The 22,762-nt window shown below is 45.7% G+C and carries 23 protein-coding genes; 5 read left to right on the forward strand and 18 right to left on the reverse strand.

Features of this window, described 5'->3' with window-relative positions; all coding sequences use genetic code 11:
- Positions 1–6 precede the first annotated feature (6 nt).
- The 5 genes from acnD to FKN16_RS18685 all read right to left on the reverse strand — a co-directional run bounded on the left by acnD (position 7) and on the right by FKN16_RS18685 (position 6,314).
- Positions 7–2,598: a Fe/S-dependent 2-methylisocitrate dehydratase AcnD gene (acnD, locus tag FKN16_RS18665; protein WP_170903344.1), complete on the reverse strand. Its 2,592-nt coding sequence runs from the start codon at positions 2,596–2,598 to the stop codon at positions 7–9.
- Between the two features lie 156 nt (positions 2,599–2,754).
- Positions 2,755–3,897, reverse strand: coding sequence for a 2-methylcitrate synthase (prpC, locus tag FKN16_RS18670; RefSeq protein ID WP_012841784.1), 1,143 nt, complete (start codon positions 3,895–3,897; stop codon positions 2,755–2,757).
- A 130-nt stretch (positions 3,898–4,027) separates the two neighbouring features.
- Positions 4,028–4,924: a methylisocitrate lyase gene (prpB, locus tag FKN16_RS18675; protein ID WP_005395068.1), complete on the reverse strand. Its 897-nt coding sequence runs from the start codon at positions 4,922–4,924 to the stop codon at positions 4,028–4,030.
- Between the two features lie 12 nt (positions 4,925–4,936).
- Positions 4,937–5,650, reverse strand: a complete 714-nt coding sequence (locus tag FKN16_RS18680; protein ID WP_005395069.1) for a GntR family transcriptional regulator — start codon at positions 5,648–5,650, stop codon at positions 4,937–4,939.
- Positions 5,651–5,915: 265 nt separating this feature from the next.
- Positions 5,916–6,314 carry a GFA family protein gene (locus tag FKN16_RS18685; protein ID WP_046874937.1) on the reverse strand — a complete coding sequence of 133 codons (399 nt, stop codon included), beginning with the start codon at positions 6,312–6,314 and terminating at the stop codon, positions 5,916–5,918.
- Positions 6,315–6,573: 259 nt separating this feature from the next.
- Here FKN16_RS18685 and FKN16_RS18690 point away from each other — a divergent pair, with 259 nt between their 5' ends.
- From FKN16_RS18690 to FKN16_RS18710, 5 genes are all read left to right on the forward strand, one after another.
- Positions 6,574–7,545 (forward strand): tripartite tricarboxylate transporter substrate binding protein, encoded by a 972-nt coding sequence (locus FKN16_RS18690; RefSeq protein WP_005395072.1) that lies wholly within the window; start codon positions 6,574–6,576, stop codon positions 7,543–7,545.
- A 239-nt stretch (positions 7,546–7,784) separates the two neighbouring features.
- Entirely contained in the window at positions 7,785–8,279 is a 495-nt protein-coding gene (locus FKN16_RS18695) for a tripartite tricarboxylate transporter TctB family protein (protein ID WP_170903345.1), read from the forward strand.
- A 19-nt stretch (positions 8,280–8,298) separates the two neighbouring features.
- Positions 8,299–9,825: a tripartite tricarboxylate transporter permease gene (locus FKN16_RS18700; protein ID WP_005395074.1), complete on the forward strand. Its 1,527-nt coding sequence runs from the start codon at positions 8,299–8,301 to the stop codon at positions 9,823–9,825.
- A 277-nt stretch (positions 9,826–10,102) separates the two neighbouring features.
- Positions 10,103–10,618 carry an adenylate kinase gene (locus tag FKN16_RS18705; protein WP_170903346.1) on the forward strand — a complete coding sequence of 172 codons (516 nt, stop codon included), beginning with the start codon at positions 10,103–10,105 and terminating at the stop codon, positions 10,616–10,618.
- Positions 10,619–10,699: 81 nt separating this feature from the next.
- The gene (locus tag FKN16_RS18710; RefSeq protein WP_170903347.1) at positions 10,700–11,470 is read left to right on the forward strand and encodes a sulfite exporter TauE/SafE family protein; all 771 of its coding nucleotides are present in this window, start codon (positions 10,700–10,702) and stop codon (positions 11,468–11,470) included.
- 305 nt (positions 11,471–11,775) lie between these two features.
- Here the strand turns inward: FKN16_RS18710 and FKN16_RS18715 are convergent, their stop codons facing one another.
- From FKN16_RS18715 to sctW, 13 genes are all read right to left on the reverse strand, one after another.
- Positions 11,776–12,747 carry a TAXI family TRAP transporter solute-binding subunit gene (locus tag FKN16_RS18715; protein ID WP_170903348.1) on the reverse strand — a complete coding sequence of 324 codons (972 nt, stop codon included), beginning with the start codon at positions 12,745–12,747 and terminating at the stop codon, positions 11,776–11,778.
- 205 nt (positions 12,748–12,952) lie between these two features.
- Positions 12,953–13,957: a type III secretion system translocon subunit VopD gene (gene vopD, locus FKN16_RS18720; protein WP_005377262.1), complete on the reverse strand. Its 1,005-nt coding sequence runs from the start codon at positions 13,955–13,957 to the stop codon at positions 12,953–12,955.
- Between the two features lie 10 nt (positions 13,958–13,967).
- On the reverse strand, positions 13,968–15,167 hold the full coding sequence (gene vopB, locus FKN16_RS18725) for a type III secretion system translocon subunit VopB (RefSeq protein ID WP_170903349.1): 1,200 nt from the start codon (positions 15,165–15,167) through the stop codon (positions 13,968–13,970).
- Positions 15,168–15,174: 7 nt separating this feature from the next.
- Entirely contained in the window at positions 15,175–15,660 is a 486-nt protein-coding gene (gene vcrH, locus FKN16_RS18730) for a SycD/LcrH family type III secretion system chaperone VcrH (protein WP_005395089.1), read from the reverse strand.
- An 11-nt stretch (positions 15,661–15,671) separates the two neighbouring features.
- Positions 15,672–17,495: a virulence-associated V antigen gene (locus FKN16_RS18735; protein WP_272870865.1), complete on the reverse strand. Its 1,824-nt coding sequence runs from the start codon at positions 17,493–17,495 to the stop codon at positions 15,672–15,674.
- Between the two features lie 10 nt (positions 17,496–17,505).
- On the reverse strand, positions 17,506–17,790 hold the full coding sequence (locus FKN16_RS18740; protein WP_170903351.1) for an LcrG family type III secretion system chaperone: 285 nt from the start codon (positions 17,788–17,790) through the stop codon (positions 17,506–17,508).
- A 60-nt stretch (positions 17,791–17,850) separates the two neighbouring features.
- Positions 17,851–18,282 carry an LcrR family type III secretion system chaperone gene (locus tag FKN16_RS18745; RefSeq protein ID WP_170903352.1) on the reverse strand — a complete coding sequence of 144 codons (432 nt, stop codon included), beginning with the start codon at positions 18,280–18,282 and terminating at the stop codon, positions 17,851–17,853.
- Positions 18,282–20,408 carry a SctV family type III secretion system export apparatus subunit VcrD gene (gene vcrD / locus FKN16_RS18750; RefSeq protein ID WP_134646551.1) on the reverse strand — a complete coding sequence of 709 codons (2,127 nt, stop codon included), beginning with the start codon at positions 20,406–20,408 and terminating at the stop codon, positions 18,282–18,284. Before vcrD ends, FKN16_RS18745 begins: the two co-directional genes overlap by 1 nt.
- Positions 20,392–20,733: a type III secretion system chaperone VscY gene (gene vscY / locus FKN16_RS18755; RefSeq protein WP_005395110.1), complete on the reverse strand. Its 342-nt coding sequence runs from the start codon at positions 20,731–20,733 to the stop codon at positions 20,392–20,394. The genes vcrD and vscY overlap by 17 nt, the downstream gene beginning before the upstream one ends.
- Positions 20,734–20,738: 5 nt before the next feature.
- Entirely contained in the window at positions 20,739–21,116 is a 378-nt protein-coding gene (gene vscX, locus FKN16_RS18760) for a type III secretion system protein VscX (RefSeq protein ID WP_005377246.1), read from the reverse strand.
- Entirely contained in the window at positions 21,113–21,487 is a 375-nt protein-coding gene (gene sycN / locus FKN16_RS18765; protein ID WP_005395112.1) for a type III secretion chaperone SycN, read from the reverse strand. Before sycN ends, vscX begins: the two co-directional genes overlap by 4 nt.
- The gene (locus tag FKN16_RS18770) at positions 21,474–21,758 is read right to left on the reverse strand and encodes a TyeA family type III secretion system gatekeeper subunit (protein WP_012841775.1); all 285 of its coding nucleotides are present in this window, start codon (positions 21,756–21,758) and stop codon (positions 21,474–21,476) included. Before FKN16_RS18770 ends, sycN begins: the two co-directional genes overlap by 14 nt.
- A complete protein-coding gene (sctW, locus tag FKN16_RS18775) occupies positions 21,739–22,632 on the reverse strand; it encodes a type III secretion system gatekeeper subunit SctW (protein WP_048626445.1) in 894 nt (297 codons plus the stop codon). The genes FKN16_RS18770 and sctW overlap by 20 nt, the downstream gene beginning before the upstream one ends.
- Between the last annotated feature and the right edge of the window lie 130 nt (positions 22,633–22,762).

Below are 22,762 nucleotides of genomic sequence, written 5' to 3' on the forward strand. Positions count from 1 at the left end.
CGCTCCTTATTGCGCCAAGAAATCTTGCGCGAAACGCTGCAAAACACCGCCTGCGTTGTACACGTGAACTTCGTCAGCGGTGTCTAGGCGGCAGGTAACAGGAACGTCAACTTTATCGCCGTTGCTACGCGTGATAACCAAGGCCAGATCCGCACCCGGTTTAATCTCGCCAGCTACGTCGTAAAGTTCCGTACCATCCAGTTCTAACGTATTACGGTTTACACCTGGTTTGAATTGCAGCGGCAGTACGCCCATGCCAACCAAGTTAGTACGGTGAATACGCTCAAAGCCTTCAGCAACAATGGCTTCTACGCCTGCCAAACGAACACCTTTTGCTGCCCAGTCACGAGATGAACCCTGACCGTAATCCGCGCCGGCGACAACAATCAATGGTTGTTTACGATTCATGTAGGTTTCAATCGCTTCCCACATGCGTACAACCTGGCCTTCTGGTTCAATTCGCGCCAGAGAACCCTGAACGACTTCACCGTTCTCTTTCACCATTTCGTTAAATAGTTTCGGGTTAGCAAAGGTCGCACGTTGCGCCGTTAAGTGATCGCCACGGTGAGTCGCATAAGAGTTGAAGTCCTCTTCCGGAACGCCCATTTTGGCAAGGTATTCACCCGCAGCACTGCTCGCCATGATCGCGTTGGATGGTGACAGGTGGTCAGTCGTGATGTTGTCGCCCAGAATCGCTAATGGACGCATGCCAGACAGTGTTCTTTCACCCGCCAGCGCACCTTCCCAGTAAGGTGGACGGCGAATGTAGGTACTCATCGGACGCCAGTCGTAAAGCGGACTAGAGCTTTTCTCTGCGTCATCCAGCTTAAACATCTGAATGTAAACTTGCTTAAACTGCTCAGGTTTAACATGAGTACCGACAACTGCATCGATCTCTTCATCGCTTGGCCACAAATCATTGAGATAAATTGGTTTGCCGTTTTGGTCCGTGCCCAATGCATCGCGTTCGATATCGAAACGAATCGTACCCGCTAGCGCATAAGCGACAACCAATGGTGGTGATGCAAGGAAAGCTTGTTTTGCGTAAGGATGGATTCGGCCATCGAAGTTGCGGTTACCAGACAGAACGGCTGTCGCATATAAATCGCGATCAATGATCTCTTGCTGGATTTTTGGATCCAACGCGCCACTCATGCCGTTACAAGTGGTACATGCGTAACCGACGATACCAAAGCCAAGCTTTTCTAACTCTGGTAATAAGCCCGCTTCTTCCAGGTAAAGACGCGCTACCTTAGAACCCGGAGCAAAAGACGACTTCACCCAAGGTTTACGTACAAGGCCGAGCTCGTTGGCTTTCTTCGCGACAAGGCCTGCGGCAACCACGTTTCTAGGGTTACTGGTGTTAGTACAAGATGTTATCGCAGCGATGATAACTGCACCATCTGGTAACTCGCCTTCTTTCTCTTCCCACGCACCAGAAATGCCACGCTGCGCCAACTCAGATGTTGGTAAACGGCGGTGAGGGTTTGACGGGCCGGCCATGTTACGACTTACTGATGATAAATCGAATTCCAGTACACGCTCGTAAACCGCTGTATCAAGATCGTCTGCCCAAAGACCAGTTTGTTTTGCGTATTTTTCTACTAGAGCAACTTGCTCTTCATCTCGACCAGTTAGTTTCAAGTAGTTGATGGTCTGCTCATCGATGTAAAACATACCCGCGGTTGCACCGTATTCTGGTGTCATGTTGGAAATGGTTGCGCGGTCTCCGATCGTTAGATCTCGAGCACCTTCACCAAAGAATTCAAGATATGAAGAGACCACACGCTCGTTGCGTAGGAACTCAGTAATCGCGAGGACAATATCCGTTGCGGTAATGCCTGGTTGACGTTTACCCGTTAGTTTTACACCGACAATATCAGGTAGACGCATCATTGATGGTCGGCCAAGCATTACGGTTTCAGCTTCCAGACCACCAACACCGATCGCGATAACACCGAGGGCGTCTACGTGAGGCGTGTGACTGTCTGTACCCACACAGGTATCTGGGTAGGCAATACCCTGCTTCGCTTGCACCACAGGAGACATTTTCTCCAAGTTGATTTGGTGCATAATGCCGTTACCCGCAGGAATCACGCTTACGTTCTCAAACGCTGTTTTACACCACTCGATAAAGTGGAATCGGTCTTCATTACGGCGCTCTTCAATCGCGCGGTTTTTGTCGAAGGCGTCAGGGTCAAAGCCCGCATGCTCAACCGCTAAAGAGTGGTCGACGATCAGCTGAGTCTCAACCACAGGGTTCACTTTTGCAGGATCGCCACCCTGATCCGAAATAGCATCGCGCAGACCCGCTAAATCGACTAGAGCAGTCTGACCAAGAATGTCATGACAAACAACGCGTGCTGGATACCAAGGAAAATCAAGATCACGTTTACGTTCAATTAACTGTTTCAGGCTATCCGTCAATGTGTTCGGATCACAGCGACGGACCAGTTGCTCAGCTAGCACGCGGGAGGTGTAAGGGAGTTTTTCATAGGCTCCAGGAGAAATGGCATTGACGGCTTCGCGTGCATCAAAGTAATCCAGTTGAGTTCCCGGAAGCGGCTTACGATATTGGGTATTAATATTTGTGTTCATGGTTTGCTTCCATTCAGTCTGTACATCTTGCCTTCATCAACGTTTTTCCATTGCTCCAGAAACATCGTGATGAGAGGGGCTCCTTCCTCTGTCAGAGAGAGGTACAAAGGAAGGAGGTGGTCAATCAAAGCGTATGTGCCCTAATTGACCTTCGCGCTAGCGATTCTCGATAGGTACCCATTCTTGATGATCTGGGCCCGTGTAATCAGCACTTGGGCGAATGATGCGGTTATTGGCACGTTGCTCATAAACGTGTGCCGCCCAGCCCGTTAAACGACTCATCACAAAAATTGGTGTGAACAGCTTGGTTGGAATGTCCATGAAGTGGTAAGCCGATGCATGGAAGAAGTCCGCATTACAGAACAGACCTTTCTCTCGCTTCATCACTGATTCCACACGCTCAGAAACAGCATATAGATGTGTATCACCGACTTGCTGTGACAGCTCTTTAGACCAGCGCTTAATCAACGCGTTACGAGGATCACTTTCGCGATAGATGGCATGGCCAAAGCCCATGATCTTGTCTTTGTTGGCCAGCATTTTCATGATGTTCGCTTCCGCCTCGTCTGGCGTTTGCCAATCTTCAATCATTTCCATCGCTGCTTCGTTTGCGCCGCCATGAAGTGGGCCGCGAAGCGTACCGATTGCTGCCGTGATACAAGAATGAATGTCTGACAACGTTGATGCACAAACACGCGCTGCAAAAGTTGATGCGTTGAATTCATGCTCAGCGTAAAGGATTAAGGAACAGTGCATCACTTGCTTGTGTAGCGCTGATGGCTCTTTATCTGTAAGCAATCGCAAGAAGTAACCGCCGATGCAGTCTTCGGTTTGATCTTCTGTATCGATACGAACGCCATCGTGACTAAAACGATACCAGTAACAGATGATAGCTGGGAAAAGCGCTAGCATACGTTCCGTCGAATGTAATTGCTCATCGAAGCTCATTTCTTGCTCTAGGTTTCCTAATACAGAACAACCAGTGCGCATCACATCCATTGGATGAGCAGTAGCAGGAATAAGCTCTAACGCTTGCTTAAGCTCAGTTGGTAAGCCGCGAAGGTTTAAGAGATGTGTCTTGTACGCATCCAGTTCTTTCTGAGTTGGTAAGTGACCGCGTAACAGAAGATGTGCAACTTCTTCAAATTGAGCATTATTGGCAAGGTCAGTAATATCGTAACCGCGATAAGTCAGACCGGTCCCCGTTTTTCCGACAGTACATAAAGCTGTGCTTCCAGCGCTTTGACCGCGTAGGCCTGCACCACCTAACTCTGCTTTCTTTTCTGCAGTTTGAGACATTGTTTGAACTCCTTTTCTGTCTGGCTTTGCCCTCTTTGGAGCGTTTTTTAGCCAGACGAATTTCACGTTATTGAATTAGATAAATTCCGATTATCTTTTCTTGGGCTTCCGTCTATCTTTTCTTTTCCCGCTATTTTCCTTCAGAGAATAGCTGGTCAAGTTTGTCTTCGTAATCGTGGTAGTTCAGGTGCTGATACAACTCTTTGCGTGTTTGCATTGAATCAACCAAAGCTTCCTGATTGCCCACTTCTAGCAAATGCTTATAGACCGTTTCAGCGGCTTTGTTCATGGCTCGGAACGCACTTAACGGGTAAAGCACCATATCGACTTTCGCTTTTGCAAGCTCGTCGCAGCCGTACAGTGGCGTTGCGCCGAACTCGGTAATGTTGGCCAGAATAGGAACGTGCTTTCCAGTTGCTTGCTCAAGTGCGTTTGAGAACTGAAGGTACTGATCCAGCTTGGTCATCGCTTCTGGGAAGATCATGTCTGCGCCAGCTTCCACACACGCAATCGCACGCTCAATTGCACTGTCCATACCTTCAACAGCTAGCGCGTCAGTACGAGCCATAATCACAAAGCTTTCATCATTGCGTGCGTCAACCGCGGCTTTTACGCGATCAACCATCTCTTGCTGGCTGACTATTGCTTTGTTCGGACGATGCCCACAACGTTTCTGTGCGACTTGGTCTTCCATATGAACCGCAGCAGCACCCGCCTTTTCCATTGCTTTGATCGTGCGAGCAATATTAAATGCGCCTCCAAAACCGGTGTCGATGTCGACCAATAGCGGTAAATCACACGCGTTAGTGATGCGGTCAACATCGACCAGTACGTCGTTCAATGTTGTAATACCGAGATCCGGCAATCCGTATGACGCGTTTGCAATACCGCCGCCAGACAAATAAATCGCTTGATGCCCCAAGTTTTTCGCCATCATGGCGCAGTAAGGGTTAATGGTGCCGACAATTTGCAGCGGATTGTTTTGTTCAATGGCGAGTCTGAACTTCGCTCCCGGTGTTAAGCTCATGACGAATTCCTTCTAGTCTTTGTCTAAACTTTCTGTATGTATAATTTGCGATTGGATGAGCTTTCGACTTCCTGAGATGTGTCTTCTCATCAGCATTTCTGCAAGCTCTTCATCGCGATTACGGATGGCTTCCAGAATGAATTTGTGTTCAGTCAACGCTTCATTTGGACGAGATTGCGCGCGCGGTGACTGATAGCGGTACATGCGTAACAAGTGGTAAAGCTCGTCGCACAGCAGAGAAATCAGCTTGCTGTTTCGGCTTGCTTGGATGATGCGATAGTGAAAATCAAAATCTCCATGCTGATGGAAGTAAGAGGCTCCTTCCACTTGATCGATGTGCTTAGAATGTGTCGACAATAGCATTTCCAAGCTCAAGAGCTCTTCTTGCGTAATATGTCGCGCTGCTAACCTTGCCGCCATACCTTCTAGCGCTTCGCGAACCGCATAGAGTTCTATCAGCTTTTCTGGAGAAAAAGTGGTCACTCTAGCCCCGACATGAGGAATACGTTCAATGAGCCCTAGCCCCTCTAAACGCATTAATGCTTCACGCAAAGGGCCACGGCTGACTTGATATTTCTTCGCCAGTTCAGGCTCCGATATTTTATGACCAGGCTTAACATCGCCATTCACAATGACTTCAATCAGTGTTTCTGTCAGTGTTTCTGATTTGGTGTGTTCTTTCTCAGAACCCAGTACTTTATAACGAGTTTTCAACTCAGAGTTCATACTCAGATACTCACGTTACCGACATCAAAATGTCTACAATTTCTTAACCTGAATATAAAGTAGTCGATCAAAGTGTCGACAATCAAGTAAATTGTCGACAATTTAGACTAAGGTCGTAATTTAAATCGATGAAAATCATCTATTAGGAGCTAAATTGAGGGGTAATTGCGAAGGAAAAAGCAAATTGTCGACAACTAAACACCTTTTAACATTATGATATAAAAGAAAAACAATTAAGCTGTCGAACAATTAAGGATACAAAAGGTTATTCTTTAGATGAAAATTGCTCAAAAACTTGCTGCGATGTCATCTTTTGTGAGGTGGGATTGAGGTCATAATACGCGGGCTTTTCATCGGTAAAGATCTCTAATGAGAGTTTGAAATCTGGATTGTCGAACAAACCAGCGGAGAGAATGTACTCGCCTGTCGGTAACAAATGATAGAAAAGGTTTGTGCCGCATTCGCCACAAAAACCTCTCACCGCCCAGTCAGACGATTGATAACGCTTTGGCTCGGCCCCCTTAAACGTTACGTTAGGACCACAATGCACAGCATGGAGTGCTCCACTCGACCATTTTCGACACATCGAGCAGTGGCATAGACTCACTTCATTCTTAGCATCTGCGATCACTTCAATAGCGCCGCACAAACATGTCCCTTTCATTCTCTGTTTCCTTATTCGTTTGATGTCATTCCATTATGACGCAATTGTTAGCACGCACGCGTGATGTGCAACCAATTTTTCAGCGTGAACTTTATGAACAAAATATCCGTTATGCTCAATATTCTCTTTATCGACGTTTTAAAGACATCAATTTAACACTTGATTAACCTTTGACACATCAGCATCCAGTTCGAGTTAAAAGCTGAAACAAAAATAAGACTCATCTAAAAATAGAGTCACCAACATAAGGAACGTGAACATGTTAAAGGTAATCAAACCAACGCTCGCCGCATCGATCATCGCAGCTTCATTTTCATTTAACGCTTTTGCTGCTGATGTAGAAAAAATGCATTTCTTGATCCCTGGAGGTGCCGGTGGCGGCTGGGACATGACCGCACGAGGTACAGGTGATGTGCTACTTAAATCAGACATCGTTGAGACGGTATCTTTCCAAAACCTTTCTGGTGGCGGCGGCGGTAAAGCCATTGCGCACTTGATTGAAACGGCAGATCGCCAAGAAGATACGCTGATGGTGAATTCAACACCGATCGTCGTTCGCTCTCTAACAGGTATTTTCCCTCAATCCTTTAGAGATCTCACTCCCGTTGCAGCCACCATTGCGGATTACGGTGCCATCGTAGCCTCTGTTGATTCGCCATACAATTCTTGGGAAGACGTAGTAAAAGCATTTGAATCTAACCCTCGCAAAGTGAAAATTGCGGGTGGCTCTGCTCGTGGCTCGATGGACCACCTCGTCGTTGCCGCCGCATTTAAAGGCGAAGGATTTGATGCGCGTAAAGTTCGTTACATCGCTTACGATGCGGGCGGTAAAGCCATGGCAGCCCTTCTTTCAGGCGAAACTCAACTGCTCTCTACGGGCCTAGGTGAAGTACTGGAGATGTCAAAATCTGGTCAAGTCAAAGTGCTAGCGGTAACTGCACCAAAACGCCTAGAAGCCGCACCAAACATCCCTACGCTAACAGAATATGGTAACGAAACTGTCTTCGCTAACTGGCGTGGATTCTTTGCTGCACCAGGTACTAGCCAAGAAAAGCTGGATGAATGGAATGCAGCATTTACCAAAATGTACAACACTGACGAATGGCAAGTCGTCCGTGACCGCAATGGTTGGATAGACAACTACAAGGCGGACAAAGCGTTCTTCGCGTTCCTTGAAGAGCAAGAGCAGCAAATGGGTGACTTAATGCGCGAGTTAGGCTTCCTAAAGTAACAGTCGAACTGGGTCCCTCAGATTCCAACCTCACCCAATAACGTGGGGTTGGTATTTCCCCAACTATATTTGCACTCTAAGTTTCACCGTATATGGATATTGTCGACAATCGGCATGCACACTCCTTTGTTTATATACCCAAAGCAGCTCGACTAGCAGCGAAATGCTTAATTGTTAATGGTTTAGTTTATTCATTAACGTCCATATGCGGTCTTTTTTATTTTTGTTAGGAGTTGAATATGTCTCGTTCAACCAACTTTTTCACCAAAGAATATTTGCTCTGTCGTGACCGTGTCGGCGCAATGATCTTTCTACTCTTCTGTCTTTGCTACGGTTATCAAACCTCACAAATTCCATTGTTCCCTGGTGATGAATACGAACCGTTCACCGCACGTACTTTGCCAACCATCCTGACTTACGCTGGTGCAGGCCTTTCTTTGTTATTGCTGGTAACAGGACAACCAGATAAACAAAGTGGCGCGGTGCTGAACTTTAATTGGAAGTTACTGATCGCTTTCTTGGTTTTGATGGCGCTTTACGGCGTAGGCCTGACTTACCTAGGCTTTGTTATAGCTACTGGCTTCTTTTTATTGGCTGGCTTTTATCTGCTGGGGGAAAGACGTAAACCCGTTCTGTTCGGCGCGTCGTTTCCATTCGTGATCGCGTTCTATTTATTACTCACTCAAGGTTTGGACATCTATCTCGAACCGGGTTTGATTTTCACCATCTGGTAGTCAAAGAAAGGACTGAATTATGTTAGATGGAATTCTACAAGGTTTATCCACTGCAGTAATGCCAATGAACATCATGATGGTGATCGTTGGTTGTTTCGTCGGTACATTTATCGGCATGTTACCTGGGCTTGGGCCGATCTCAGCCATTGCTTTGATGATCCCAATTACTTATGGCCTAGAGCCCTCTTCTGGCCTTATTTTGATGGCGGGTGTTTATTACGGTGCGGTATTTGGTGGTTCTACATCGTCGATTTTAATTAACGCGCCGGGTTGTTCTTCAACCGTGGTGACAGCATTCGACGGCTACCCTATGGCTCAAAAAGGCCAAGCAGGTAAAGCATTAGCTTTGGCAGCTTATTCTTCTTTCACTGGCGGTACGCTATCTGCCATTATGTTGCTTGTCGCAGCACCAGCATTGGCTAGCGTTTCACTTAGCTTCCAATCGTCAGACTATTTTGCGTTGATGCTACTTGGGTTATCAGCAGTCGCGGCTTTTGCGGGGAAAGGTCAGGTCATCAAAGCGTGGATGATGACCATTCTTGGTTTGATGCTATCTACAGTTGGTATCGATAAAGGCGTAGGCGTTGAACGCTTTACCTTCGGTTTAACGGATTTAATGGATGGCTTTAGCTTCTTGTTGCTTGCAATGGCGACATTCGCACTGGGTGAGACGCTGATGGGCATTCTTAAACCATCAAAAGACACCAGCGATGAAGAACAGGAAAAGCTGAGTAACATTGGCTCAATGAAAGTGACCAAGGACGAAATCAAAGATGTTGCGCCTGTTTCAATTCGCTCTTCAATATTAGGTTTCTTCACTGGCGTTCTTCCTGGCGCAGGAGCAACCATTGCTGCTTTTTTAAGCTATGGCATGGAGCGCAACCTCGCACCTAAAGAGAAAAAGGAAGAGTTCGGTAAAGGCAGTATCCGTGGTTTGGTCGCGCCAGAATCAGCGAACAATGCAGCCTCTAGTGGTTCATTTGTACCGCTGCTAACGCTTGGCATTCCGGGTTCTGGTACAACAGCAATAATGCTCGGTGCGCTGATCGCTTATGGTATTCAACCTGGTCCTCGCCTGTTTGTTGAGCACCCAGACGTGTTCTGGTCGGTGATCATTTCCATGTACTTCGGCAACATCGTACTCGTGATCCTGAACTTACCGTTGATTCCGTACATCTCAAAGCTTTTGGCGGTGCCTAGAACGGTACTTCTGCCGATGATTTTATTCTTCTCAATCACCGGAGTTTATTTGGTCTCATTCAATACCATGGATGTGTTCGTGATGCTGATTGTCGCTATGGCTGCCATTGCACTTCGACTCGCTAACTTCCCACTTGCGCCTTTATTGCTGGGTTTCATCCTTGGGGGATTAATGGAAGAGAACTTACGCCGCGCATTAATGATTTCAGACGGCGAATTGAGTTTCCTATGGGAGCGCCCTATTACCCTTACCTTTACTGTTTTAGCCGTATTGGTACTGGCAAGTCCACTAATCGTAAAGCTGATTCAAAAGTTTAAAGCACAGCCAGTGAGCGTTGAGCAGTAATAGCTGTCTCTTTCAACCTAGACAAAGCCATCCATCGCGATGGCTTTTCTTTCTCCTATCAAATCGTTCACTTATTAAGCAAAACAATATTGACAAGTCATCGCCTATATATAAGAGTAGTTGCATGAATACACACTTAGCGCAACTTAACCAACGAATTATCATCATTCTATAGGAATGGTGGGATATTTGATGCGCTCAATATTTATCGAACCCACCCATAGCGGTGGGTTTTCTGTCTCGACCGTATGGGAAATACTCTCTTGGAGGCGGTCACATGCAAAAAGTAGCGGTTTTTGGTAAGCCCGGCAGCGGAAAATCGACGATAAGTAAAGCAATCGCGTCTGCTACCGCTCTCCCTCTTCATCAATTAGATTCCATAGTCTATAAACCAAACGGTGAGCCCGTTGAGCGTGACGTTTTTGATGAAGCACATAGCAATATACTTCACTCAGATCGTTGGATTATAGATGGTCTGGGGCCTATCAGCTCTTTTAATGCTCGTTTAGATGCAGCCGATACTCTCGTTTATATTGATCTACCATACTCCGTAAGCTATTGGTTTGTGACGAAACGTCTCCTTAAAGGACTATTTATTAAACCCGAAGGTTGGCCTGATGGCAGTTCGGTATTTAAAGGAACATTACAAAGCTACAAAGTTCTTCAGCAATGCCCTGCATTCTGGAATGATGACTTCATGTCTCGTCTCGAAGGGTATTCTCAAAGTAAAACCGTTCATGTCATCAAAAACGTCACAGAACTGAACAATTTTGTTTTAGAGCGGGTAAAGTAAACTTCATATCAGAACACTAGAGCATGTGGGATGGGCCATCTAAAGCTCTAACAATGAAAAAGAACATAACAAGGATTGTTTATGCTTTTAGAACTAGCGCTTTTATTCGTTGCCGGCGTAGTTGGTGGGATCATTAACTCCATTGCGGGGGGCGGAAGCTTTATTACTTTTCCGGCCCTATTGGCGGTTGGTGTACCTCCAATTATGGCCAACGCAACAAATACTTATGCTTCATGTGCGGGATACATTAGCGGAGCCGTTGGCTTCAGAGAAGAGATCATGAAGAACAAACAAGAACTGTTGTTCACAGTCTCATTCAGTTTAGTAGGTGGCGCTGTCGGAGCATATCTGCTGCTCAACACACCAGAATCGCTATTTTTGGAAGCCATCCCTTGGCTACTCTTGTTTGCCACCGTGCTTTTCCTGACTGGTTCTCGTTTAACAATGCTAATCAAAACTATCGCGAAAGAGCACAAACATGCTGGCATACTCGGAGCAATCGCGTTGGGTTTACTACTTGTTGGTGTCTCTGCTTACGGTGGTTTTTTCAACGCAGGTTTAGGGGTTATTGTTCTGAGTTATCTGGTAGTAGCGGGCCACCAAGACATTAATTTAATGAACGGTTTGAAATTGCTGGTATCTACGTGTGTTTCACTCATTGCTATCGTGATTTTTGTTGCCAATGGCTCCATTGACTGGCGCACAGGTAGCGTTGTTTTGGTCGGTACGTTGGTGGGTGGTTATCTTGCAGCTCGTGTATCTCGTCAACTTAATCCCAATCATGTTAAAGGGTTTGTTGCTCTTTCTTCTATTCTCATCACTATCTACTTTTTCATTGATGTTTATGCTTAAGTAAAACTTGCACAAGTAGATAACACTCCTATAAAAAACGCCATCGCGAATGATTAATGCTGATCGCTGAACGAGGTTTTTGTGTCATTACAGCGAGCCTTGGCGTGACTAGGGATCTAATAGCAGTACGTTGAGCGGCTAATGAAACAATTTTGACCATAAAGGGCTCGGATAGAAGATCCTGTATCACGCTCCTCCGTCGCTGTACAGGATGACGAGAGATAGAAATATGCCACTCGCTGTTAAACGAGTGGCATTAATCGAGAAAGATGGCGTTTTACATCAATAAGAAGAGAAAGTAACGGTTACTTAATCAGCCCTACTTCTTTGTAGTATTTGAGCGCACCTGGGTGAAGAGGCGCAGATAAACCGTCTTTTACCATTTCCTCTTTCTTCAAGTTCGCAAACGCTGGGTGGAGACGGCGGAAATCATCGAAGTTTTCAAATACCGCTTTAACCACGTTATAAACCACATCTTCTGGTACCGCAGTAGAGGAAACAAACGTCGCACCCACACCAAAGGTTTGAACGTCACTATCTGTGCCACGATACATACCACCCGGTACATTTGCGACACGATAGAAGCTATTGTCTGCAACCAATTTTTCTACATTAGGTCCGGTTACCGTTACGATATTACTATCACACGACGTAGTGGCTTCTTTAATCGCTCCACTTGGGTGACCAACGGTATAAATCATCGCATCAATTTTGTTATCACAAAGTGCTTTTGATTGCTCTGCTGCTTTTAACTCAGACACAAGCTTAAAGTCATCGTTACTCCAGCCATACTGGCTCATTAACACTTCCATGGTGCCTCGTTGACCAGAGCCAGGGTTACCAATGTTGACGCGCTTACCTTTCAAATCATCAAAAGTTTTGATGTTCGCGTCTTTACGTGCCACGACAGTGAACGGTTCTGGATGAACGGAGAATACGGCGCGTAGTTCTTTAAAAGGCCCGCTTTCTTTAAACTTACTGGTTCCTTTATAAGCATGATACTGCCAGTCTGATTGAGCAATTCCGAGATCCAATTCACCAGCACGAATGGTGTTGATGTTATAAATCGATCCCCCAGTACTTTCTACCGAACAACGAATACCGTGTTCTTCTCGCGATTTATTGACTAAGCGACAAATTGCTCCACCAGTCGGATAATAAACCCCTGTTACACCACCAGTACCAATCGTGACAAACGTTTCTTCCGCAGATGCAGAAAAGCCTGTTGTGAGTGCCGCTAAAGAAGCAGCAAGTGCGATTTGCTTAAACTTAAACATTGAACATCCTTTTTACCTGTGTTGATGACCGTTTAAGTATAGCAACCGTTAACAATTTGATAACGTTTGAGTTCTCATCTTTGAAGGTTGAATTATAGATATGTACTTTTTTATCAACGTAACCTACTGATAAATAATATCTATACTTGAATCACACAAAAAAAGCGTTGTATAAACAACGCTTTGTAGTTAGTGAGATGGACGGTTACACCGTTGGGACTGACGCTCGCCACGCTTGGTTCTGACTATCTGAGATAGAACGGAACAAGTCACGTAGTTCTTTCAATAAACCTTCTTGGAAACCAATGTTTTCATCGGCTTTCTGTTTGGCTGCTTGTGCGCGAGTCGCTTGTACTTCATCATCTTTGCTGCGCGCTTGCGCTTTGGTTTGCTCTACATTCGATGCTGAGTTTGCCATCTGGCCCAAAGCTTGAAGAATAGCGTTCTTCGCTTGGTTTGAGCTCATCAACTTATCGAACTTACGGCCACCACTTGTCAGCTGCGCTGTCGTGTCTGCGATATTGTCTTTCGCTAGTGAGTGCGCACGCTTAACCTGATCTTGCTGAGTTTTAGACAAGCTATTGTTATTCAATAACTCTTCTGCTTGATCGAAGCCAGCTTTTTGCGTTTTCAGTACATTATTGCTCGCCATTTCATTCTTGATTTCTTTCCCTGCTTTGAAAGAACCAAGGGCACCAATAATGGCTGTGGCTCCCGCTAATACACCCGAAACGACTGCCATCGCGATCATCGCACTTGCCGAGTTGTTTAGTTCTGCCGCTTGGCTTTCTAAACTCGCGACGTTTGCTTCAACAGCAATTTCACGTTGTAGCACTTGCTGCTCACGGCTCAGCTTTGATACTTGATACAACAATGTTAATAGCGTCAACGATTGTGATACCGCATCTGATGGTGACTTGATCACCTCCTCACCGTTAAGCGCTTTCATCGTTGTGCTCATTAATGAGCTCACCGTCGGTGCAAGAGCGCTCATTAGGTTTGCAACAACTTGAGCTTGGTTACTCACTGTAGGAGCTTTAGGCGTCTCTAACTGGTAGCGTGCTGCACCAGAAACACCTGACTCACTTTGGCTTTTAACGGCGCCTGCTTCAAGCTTTGTTTCCGGCGCTTTTTCTGCTTTGTTGGTTTTAATGGTATCGCCTAAACCATACAGTTCGCCGCGTCCCGTTCCGCCTACTTTATCTAGCATAATAAACTCCTTATACCGTTGCAGGACGGCTTAACACCGTTTGCATGGTTTCACTTTTCGCTTGGATCATTTGCATGATGACGCTCATCAGCTCTTGGAAATCTTCCATCAACTTGCCAATTTCTTCTTTAAGCTTGTCGATGACGGCCTGGCTTAAGGTCATTTTGGCGCGAAGGTCCGTGATATCTGCCTGAATCTCAGTTACGTGAGCATTGTTAGCGGCATGAACACTGTCCGTAGCGCCTTTACCTACGTTGACGGCAATATCGACAGTTTCTGCTCCGTAACGAATCGCTTTTGCGGTCGTTGTCGCGGCTTTTGAGCCCATGTCCGCCACTTTCGCCATATTTGCAGCTGTTTTCGTAGCGATGTCTGTGACCTTTTGAGCTATCTTGCCAGCACCTTTTGCTGCAAGTTTCGCGATACCGCCAGCTGCTGCACCACCAAACGTCACAACAGCTCCGATAACCGCGACTGCGATTTCTAATGCCATTACGACTTTGTTTAGCACATCGACATTTACGCCCGCTTCTTTTAGCGCATCTTGAACGGCTGGCTCTTGCAGCGCCATGCTCACTGCTCCCATGACGCCACCAGCGATCATAAGAGCACCAGCTGCTGCACCAACACCCGTTGCCACCATTACGGCACCAACAACAATAGAAACCACCGCACTGATCCAACCAAAGATCTTCGCTGCTAAGCCTGATTTTTGGGCTTCTTTTGCAGCGGCTTCCGATTCTTTGATTTTGTCTTGGTTTTCAACCATCTCTTTTTCGTGCTTAGCTTTTGCGACCTTCACTTCCTGAATTTTCAGCTCGTTTTGAGCACTTTTCAGTTTATCCGTGATAGCAGCAAGCTCTACTTCAAAATCATCAGCAGAACCTGCGATGATTTTGACTGCAATCGAACCTGTTTGATCTGCAACTGCATGGAGAGATTTTGCAATGGTATCGACGATCTTTTGCAGCTGTGCCATGGCTTTTAGCGTCAAATCATTCACTTTGTCGCTAACAGCTGCGTTAGGTGCATCTAACTGAACTTTCACTTTTCCAGTGTTCAGTACATCTGCATCTTTACTCTTCACGTTTTCTACCGTCACAGAAGGCGTCGCTGTAGACGCCGTTTTCTGCACGTTATCTAACGTGGTTTGGCCAGATTCAGGGCTATAAACCTGCGTCTGGATGCGGTCAAGTGCAATAGAACTCATAGTCTAATTACTCCTTTTTATTTCTCACCGCTTCTAACATGATGCCTGCACGCTCATGCAAATCTGCATATTGTGATTTTCCGGCAGACATCTCCTTCGCGCTGTAAAACCCACTCTCTGCTTCTGTCAGTTGTTCCAGTTTCAGGTGACATTCAGCAGAGTGAAAAGGTGGGCGTGGATCATTTACGTCCACTAGCGCTGCGTAGCTGTAGGCGTCTATTGCCTGCAGATACTCACCCAACTCCTGACGAGCCGCGCCAAGGCCAATGAAAAATCGCGCCTGATAATGATCAAGCATGCTGAGTAATTGAAATACTTTCGCTGCTTGCTCAATCTTTCCCGATTGGAAAAAGTTGTAACCTACGGCATAAATATGTTCGATGGTGTCCTGAGACACATCGTGCAACATTTTTAGCGTGCCTCCCTCTTCCAGAAAAGACAGCAGCTCTTCTGCTTGCATTTGGGATGGATCGGTCGCGTTTTGTTTAGTCATGGTTGTTATCCTTAAATGGCTCGTAGGATTTCTTGTAAAATACTGTGGTACTTCTGAACAAATTTGTTCATTGCTTCAACGGTCGAGTTGTATTGGGAACTGGTGTCGTTCAGCTCAGTGGTTTTGATTTGCACTTCATCGTTAAGCAACTTGGATTTAGCACTGACAGAACTAGAAAAATTAGACAGTTTTTTCGACTTCTCTTCGTCTTGGTACGACGCACCATCACCGATAGTAATACCTTGTTTTTGAAGGAAGTCTCGATGGTTTGTTATCTTATTATCCGTCAAATACTTGTACTCAGGTGAAGCTTCAAAATCCGTTTGATTACTGTAGTTAAAGTCACTCGCTTTGAAGTTACTTTCTGGATATCCCGGTTTATAAACCCCATCAACACTTTGCGTAGAGTGAATTTTTGATTGCACAACACCAAAAACTTTAAGCTGTATTGTGAGATCCTCTAATGCCTCTTTCTGGTCATTACGTTTCTCTAAACGGTTAACACGACGCTCATTTAGTGCAAGCAGCACTTGCTCATCAAAACGGTCTCCAATGCTAGACTCAACAACGGCCAACAAATCACGAGCCGTTAGAGAGTGCTCTGCTCTCACCTCGCGATCCGCTTTCTCTTTATCGGTGATATTGAGTAGACGCTCTTTCAATGCCCCTAAGTTCTTGCGCAATGCCTCATACCGCTCGGTAAACGAAGCCCCGGTAGATTCACCTTTTACTATTTTTTCAAACTGTAATCGGATGTCTCGTTCGGTGTTTTCTTTGATTAAATTAACTTGAGCTGCCGTTATTTGTGTCTTTTGGACATCGGCTATCGCGCTATCTTGGTAAAAGTTGTCGATTTCTATCTTTGTTAAACTCACGGCGAAGTTGGCGAACAAGCCAGAAAGCGTCAAAGGTTCGGTTCCACCAATGACAGTGTTAAGTGCCGCTTTAAGATTTTTCGTTCCAGCCGCATCCCCATAAGCTGCGCTATATTGGCCTTTCACTTGAACGGCCATTTCATCTAACGCTTCTTTAAGCTGCTGTTTAGAAATACCAGGAGTCCAGGTAATTCTGTTAGCTAGCGCACTTGCGTCATCGGTGCTTAAAGTAATACCGATACCTTGAAAACTACTTTTTAATTGAGCTGAGACTTGAAGAGCGAAACTCTCTTTAGTCAACAGGAAGTCCGAGCTCTTCAGTTGCGCGAGATTAAGGGAACCTAAGCTACTAAAGGCATTGCGAAGAAAAGAAATAGAAGCATCTCTCACTTCACGGGAGCTCATTTGATTAGCAAGCTCTGCAACAAAAAGAGAAATTTCTTTGGTGGCATTAGCCAGACCTGTCTCGGAGAGGTTGGCGATCTGCTCCGCTTGGTTACTCTGAGTACCCAAATTAAATTGACTAACAAACTCAGTAGATAACGAGCTATCTACGTTTTCCGTCAGTAACTTACTAAACCAAGACTGAAACTGATTTGATAGCGTTTGGTTTGTTTGAGCATTGAACTCGGCTGCGGTTAATTCGCCATCTGAATTAGCACTTTGTAGCGACTTTATCCAAACAGATGCGGTGTCGGTCAATGATATACCAGCAAACGCGTTATTTTTCGCTTTTAGGTTTTCAAGTGTATCAACATAAAGCGCGATGCTTTGTGATTCCGTTTGTCCCGAGATAGTTGGCAATGAAGAGATTAGAGAGGCAAGTTGCTGAGTCTCTGCTTCACCCAGTACAGGGATAAATGCCTCTATCAAGTTTTGTTGGAAAGTGGGTAATGGTGCACTACTCGCAGCTGTGTCTGTTGCTCCTGTCGTAGAGCCAGTCGTTTTCATATTCGTCATTTCCAAACCTCTAAATCATCATGCCGCGCATCACTGCGGGACGCTTTCTGCGTTTACCTGACGTACCTTGTAGCTGATTTTGTTGTTGCCGGCGGCGCTGGACTTCGTCTATTAGCTCTTGCTCTGCACGTTTCATGGTATCTACTGGCGCTTTTATGCCGCCAAGTAAAACATCACCCGCAACAGGACCAACACCTAAGCCTTCCAATAGCTCGTTAAAAATATCGGTTCTGTCTTCAGCTTTTCTAATGGCGAGCTCAGCGTTCTCAATCGCATCGGTAAACGGTTGCTTCATCTTGATTCCTATCTTAAAGCGGGTCATCTCATCGGTGCTGTCAGTAACAGTCGTGAGTTTTTACTTTTTCAACTTTTTCAATTTTTTCAACTTTTTCAAAGGTCTATAATCTGCCAGACGTAAACAGTACCAATCGGCCTGCTCATCATGGCTAGCACCACATGCTCTTAAATAAAACTGGGCTAATCGCTGGCTGCTCATGTTGCTACCACGTAACACATCGACGTTTCCGCGAATGACCCAATCGGAGGGATAAAGTTGAACAGCATGCTCAGCTAAGAGAAATAAGCCTGCAAAAGGGTTACTCAACCCTAGGTTTGGATGCACACGTTTCAACAGAACGATGATGATTTCACAGTCCTCCACACGAAAAACGAGCTCTAAACCCTCAACTTCAATTCGATAACCAAGTTGAATTTCACTTTTTTGCCAAAAGTATGGCGTCACTTCGATCCCCGCTTGCGCAAGCGAGAGCATTAGTTTTGTTTTCATTACATCCCCACCCTTCCAAGTGGCTGAATATTGATTTGCTGGGTTAATTCTTGAAATGACAAAACGGGCAGATCGTAGTATTCCGATTCAATAAGCTTTCGCACATATCGGCGTACATCCATAGACACAACTAACACAGGCTTATTCGGCATGCGGCTTAAATCACCAATGGTCTGTTTCACATCACTCACAAATTGTTGAGTTACAGACGGGTCTAACGCCAAGTAGCTCCCTGCTGAGGTTTGACGTATACCGCTGCGGATTGTGTCTTCGAGACTTTGATCCAATAAGTAAGCGGGCAACATGTTTTGTCCGCTCGCGTATTTGTAGCAAATGTAACGTTTTAAGCTGGAACGAATGTACTCTGTCAGCTGTACAACATCTTTCTCTTTTTGGCCCCACTCAACCATGGCTTCCAAGATCACGCGAAGGTTTCGGATGGAAATGTCTTCAGAAACCAAGCGTTGCAAGATTTCCGTCATTTTTTGTAACGGGACAATGCGCTGGGCCTCTTTAACTAGCTCCGAATAACTGCCTTCCATCTGCTCCAACAGATAACGCGTCTCCTGAATACCAATAAAGTCTTGTGCGTACTCCTTGAGAACATGAGACAAGTGGTACGTTAAAATCCTGTCGGGTGTGAGAAAACCGACATGACTGGCTACGAGTTTTTGCTCATAACTCTGTGCCACCCAAATGCTAGAAATACTAGGTAGAAAATCTTCATCTTGCTCATAAGGCACGCCTAATAAATCGATCTGTTCATTCCCTTCTGTCACCAAGAGTTGGTCTTTTACAATTCGTCCTCGTGCAACCGGAACTTCTTGTAACTGAATTAAATATTCGCCATTTTGCATCCCCTCGTTAAAACGCAGGTGGATACCCGGGAAAGGCACGCCGAGGTCGAGATATAGTGCGCGCCTCACCCTTGCTAGCTCTTCATTCAATGCGACCGCTTCCAAGCTTTCCTGAAGGCTCGCGTCAAGATCAATCAAGAGTGGGACCGTCATGGCGAACTCTTCTTGCTCACCTAACTTGCCTTTACTGTTTCTAGATGGGGTTGGTTTGCTTGGCTTCGCTGCTGGTGAACCCGCCCCTTGCGAAACAAAGCTTGATAAGTCGGTACTATCTGATTCAGCCTGTTTTTTCTGTTGATAGAAAAGGAAGAAACCACCACCACCAACCACTGTGGCCAAGACCAGAAAAGTAATTTTTGGAAAACCAGGAATCAGTGCGAACAGCACCAAAAGCACACCGCCAATAAGAAGCGCACGTGGCTGAGCAATGACCTGCCCACCAATGTCCGAGCCGAGATCAGAAGAATCTTCATGAGAAACACGCGTCACGATAATACCGGCCGTAATCGCGATAAACAGTGCCGGAATTTGCGATACCAAACCATCGCCAACGGTCAAAATCGCAAACAACTCAAGTGCTTCAGAAGCACTCATGCCTTTTTGCGTTACCCCGATCGTGACGCCACCTAAGATGTTGACCACAATGATGACCAGACCAGCAATGGAGTCGCCTTTAACGAACTTCATCGCGCCATCCATCGAGCCATACATTTGGCTTTCTTTTTCAATCAGTGATCGTCGGTGCCGTGCTTCGTGTACGTCAATCACCCCAGCGCGCATGTCACCGTCAATACTCATCTGCTTACCAGGCATCGCATCAAGTGAGAATCGCGCACTAACTTCTGCAACCCGCTCCGAGCCTTTGGTGATCACCATAAACTGAACAATAGTAATGATCAGGAAAACAACAATACCGACCACCAAATTACCGCCCACGACAAAGTTACCGAAGGTATAAACGATTTGACCAGCATCGCCTTGCAGCAAGATCAAACGGGTTGTCGTGATGGATAAAGACAAACGAAACAATGTCGTGATCAGTAGCACTGCGGGAAACGCAGAGAACTCAAGCGGCGTAGTGATGTAAATCGCTAACATAAGCAGCACCACCGCAATACTCATGTTGGTGCCAATCAGCACATCCACCAACGCGGTAGGCAGTGGCAATATCATCATAAAGACGATCGCGAGCAACATCACAGCAAGCATAATGTCTTTACGTTGCCCCACCTTGTTTAAAATATCGATCAACTTATTCATGTGATTCACTATTTAAAGATTGCAGATAGCGTCGGTGCGCTTGGCGTGCCCCATCGACGTCGTTTTGTTTCCAACGAGCTTGGCTTAAGCAAAACCAGAGTCCTGCCGAATCAGGTTTAAGGTCGGATTTTAATAAGTGCTCACATACCTCAACCGCACGGGCATATCGACCACTTTGTAAACACGCCACTGCGAGCGTTTGCATCGCCTCTTTGTGTTGCGGGTCTATCTCTAAAACCGCATCGAGAATAGAGATAGCATGCTCTGGCTTTTGGTATTGAACTTGTAGTGCAGCGTGAACAAGCAACAGTTCAATGTCTTTGGATCTCAACATGTTGGTTAGACCTGGATAAGGAGATTGAGCGCCATAGTGAGGTAACGCTGATCAAGTTGCGTACTTTGTAGAGTTTCGGATGCTTTGATAAAAGAAGCGGAGCCTGAATCCTGTGCAAGAACTTGCAACTGAGCCAACGTTTCATCGAACTGTTGGCGGTACTTTTCTGGACGCAACAATTCTGAGTGCAACAATTTTGGCTTGGTTAACGCGATTAGGTATTGGTCTGAAGGCCTGAGGTCATAGAGCTTCTCTAAATGCGTAGCGACCGCCTGTCCATCAGGAAGTAATTGAAACCGTTCAGGGAAATCGGCCTTAACCTCACTATGAGTAACATGCGTGAAGGCTTCTATGCCTACGTTTAAAGTGCTTACTCGAGTCATGAGGTTGCCACATCGTTATGTAGACGAACCAAAAGCGTAAACGCTTGTTCTAAAGTCGGAAGCGTGACCTCTTCTCCGTTTAACCTCGCGGAAAAAACCAAAGTTTGCTCATCTAACAAACCAGTTTTAATTTCGAAAGGCCAGCCTTGATCGGCATGACACAAACTGAGGGCTCTTTGAATGATGTCACTGGTTTGATGCCAAGATAACGCTTGAGACAACATCAAGAATAGCTGTTCTCCGTGTCGCTCAATATGTAGTGTACCGCTTTGCTCAAAATCCAGCTGCACCCGTCCAGCTGATGAGAAATCGACGGCATCGAGCCCCATTCCTCGGCAAAATTCATTGACGGATGCATCAATCCAACTCATCTTCCCACGCTTCCTCTTCTTCTATATCAATGGCTTCGTCTAGCGCCTTTTGTACCGCTTGTATTAAATTCTGTCGTTGCTCTTCATCGGCGAATACGTCAATAGGGATCGCGCGAACTAACTTGTGGAACTCTCGAAAAAAATCGATTTTTTGTTGTACCGCCGTCAATTCCATTGCGTTGGCGACTTTCCATATCTCATCACTGCTTACCCATCGCTGCTCTACCAACGCAATCACATCAGCCATCAAATTAGAAACTTGATAAGCCATAACTCGTCCTTTCCGGTTTAAACATTTGGAACAACTGACTCACGCGATCTTGCAACGTATTTAGAGTTTTGAGTTTTTGCATATCGGACATCAACCACTGCAACTTAACCGAGTCGATACTGCTGCCTTGAACACTAAGATCTGCACTCATGCCTTGCAGCATAAAGTCAACAGCGGTCGATACCTCCTGCTCACCAAAGCGCGCCACTACGTCTTGATAAGCGGCTCCGAGCCCTTGATAGCTATGAACGGTATCGCGATAGAAACCGCGCAGCTGGTGTAATGAGCTAAACTCTTGCTCTTGGCTGTACTCATCAGCAAAGTTTGAGACGCGAATTTCCGTATCAATTTGAGCCCAAGAATCTGGGTTTTGCTCGATTCTCAGAATCGCTTGGTCAATCAGCGCTAGTAGATGTTTACTTTCTGGGCTCGCACTCAAAAACTTTTTAACGGCTTTTAACGCAAGGTATTGATGGCTTTTCTCCTCTGAAAATCCATTCAAATAAGCTTGCAATTGAGCGATGGTCGAGATATTACCTCCCGCCATTTTTGCAGCCAGATCTTTGATCTTTTGGTTCTTTTCAAGATCAGGGACTTTTCGCAGATAGTCAGAAACGAGTTCGTGCGCTTCATTAACTCGAACGCCACTATCTTTCACTTTACGCTTGGTCAAATCTTTTTCTGCTTTTTCGGAACCGAGTGAAGTGAGCTCTTCCATCGCATCAAAAAGTGATTGTGTGGCATTGTGAACACGGACCGTTTCACCGCGGTAATTGCCTTTTCGTGAAGCGTCGGTACGAGACGATTCCAACCCGTTTTGGATAGACGCATCAAACTTTGGGTTTGTTGCGATATGATTGTTGATAATACTCATTCACTTGCACTCCTTCCGTACAATACAGGCGAATTATAGGAAGTGCGCTTTCTCGAAGCTGTCAAAATCAGACGTGTTTTTTTAGTGCGTTTTCAGTTTTCTAAAAACTCCCGACTGATATTCACTATAA

It is taken from the genome of Vibrio sp. 11-4(1), from assembly GCF_013048625.1.
GTDB classification, from domain to species: Bacteria; Pseudomonadota; Gammaproteobacteria; order Enterobacterales; family Vibrionaceae; genus Vibrio; species Vibrio diabolicus.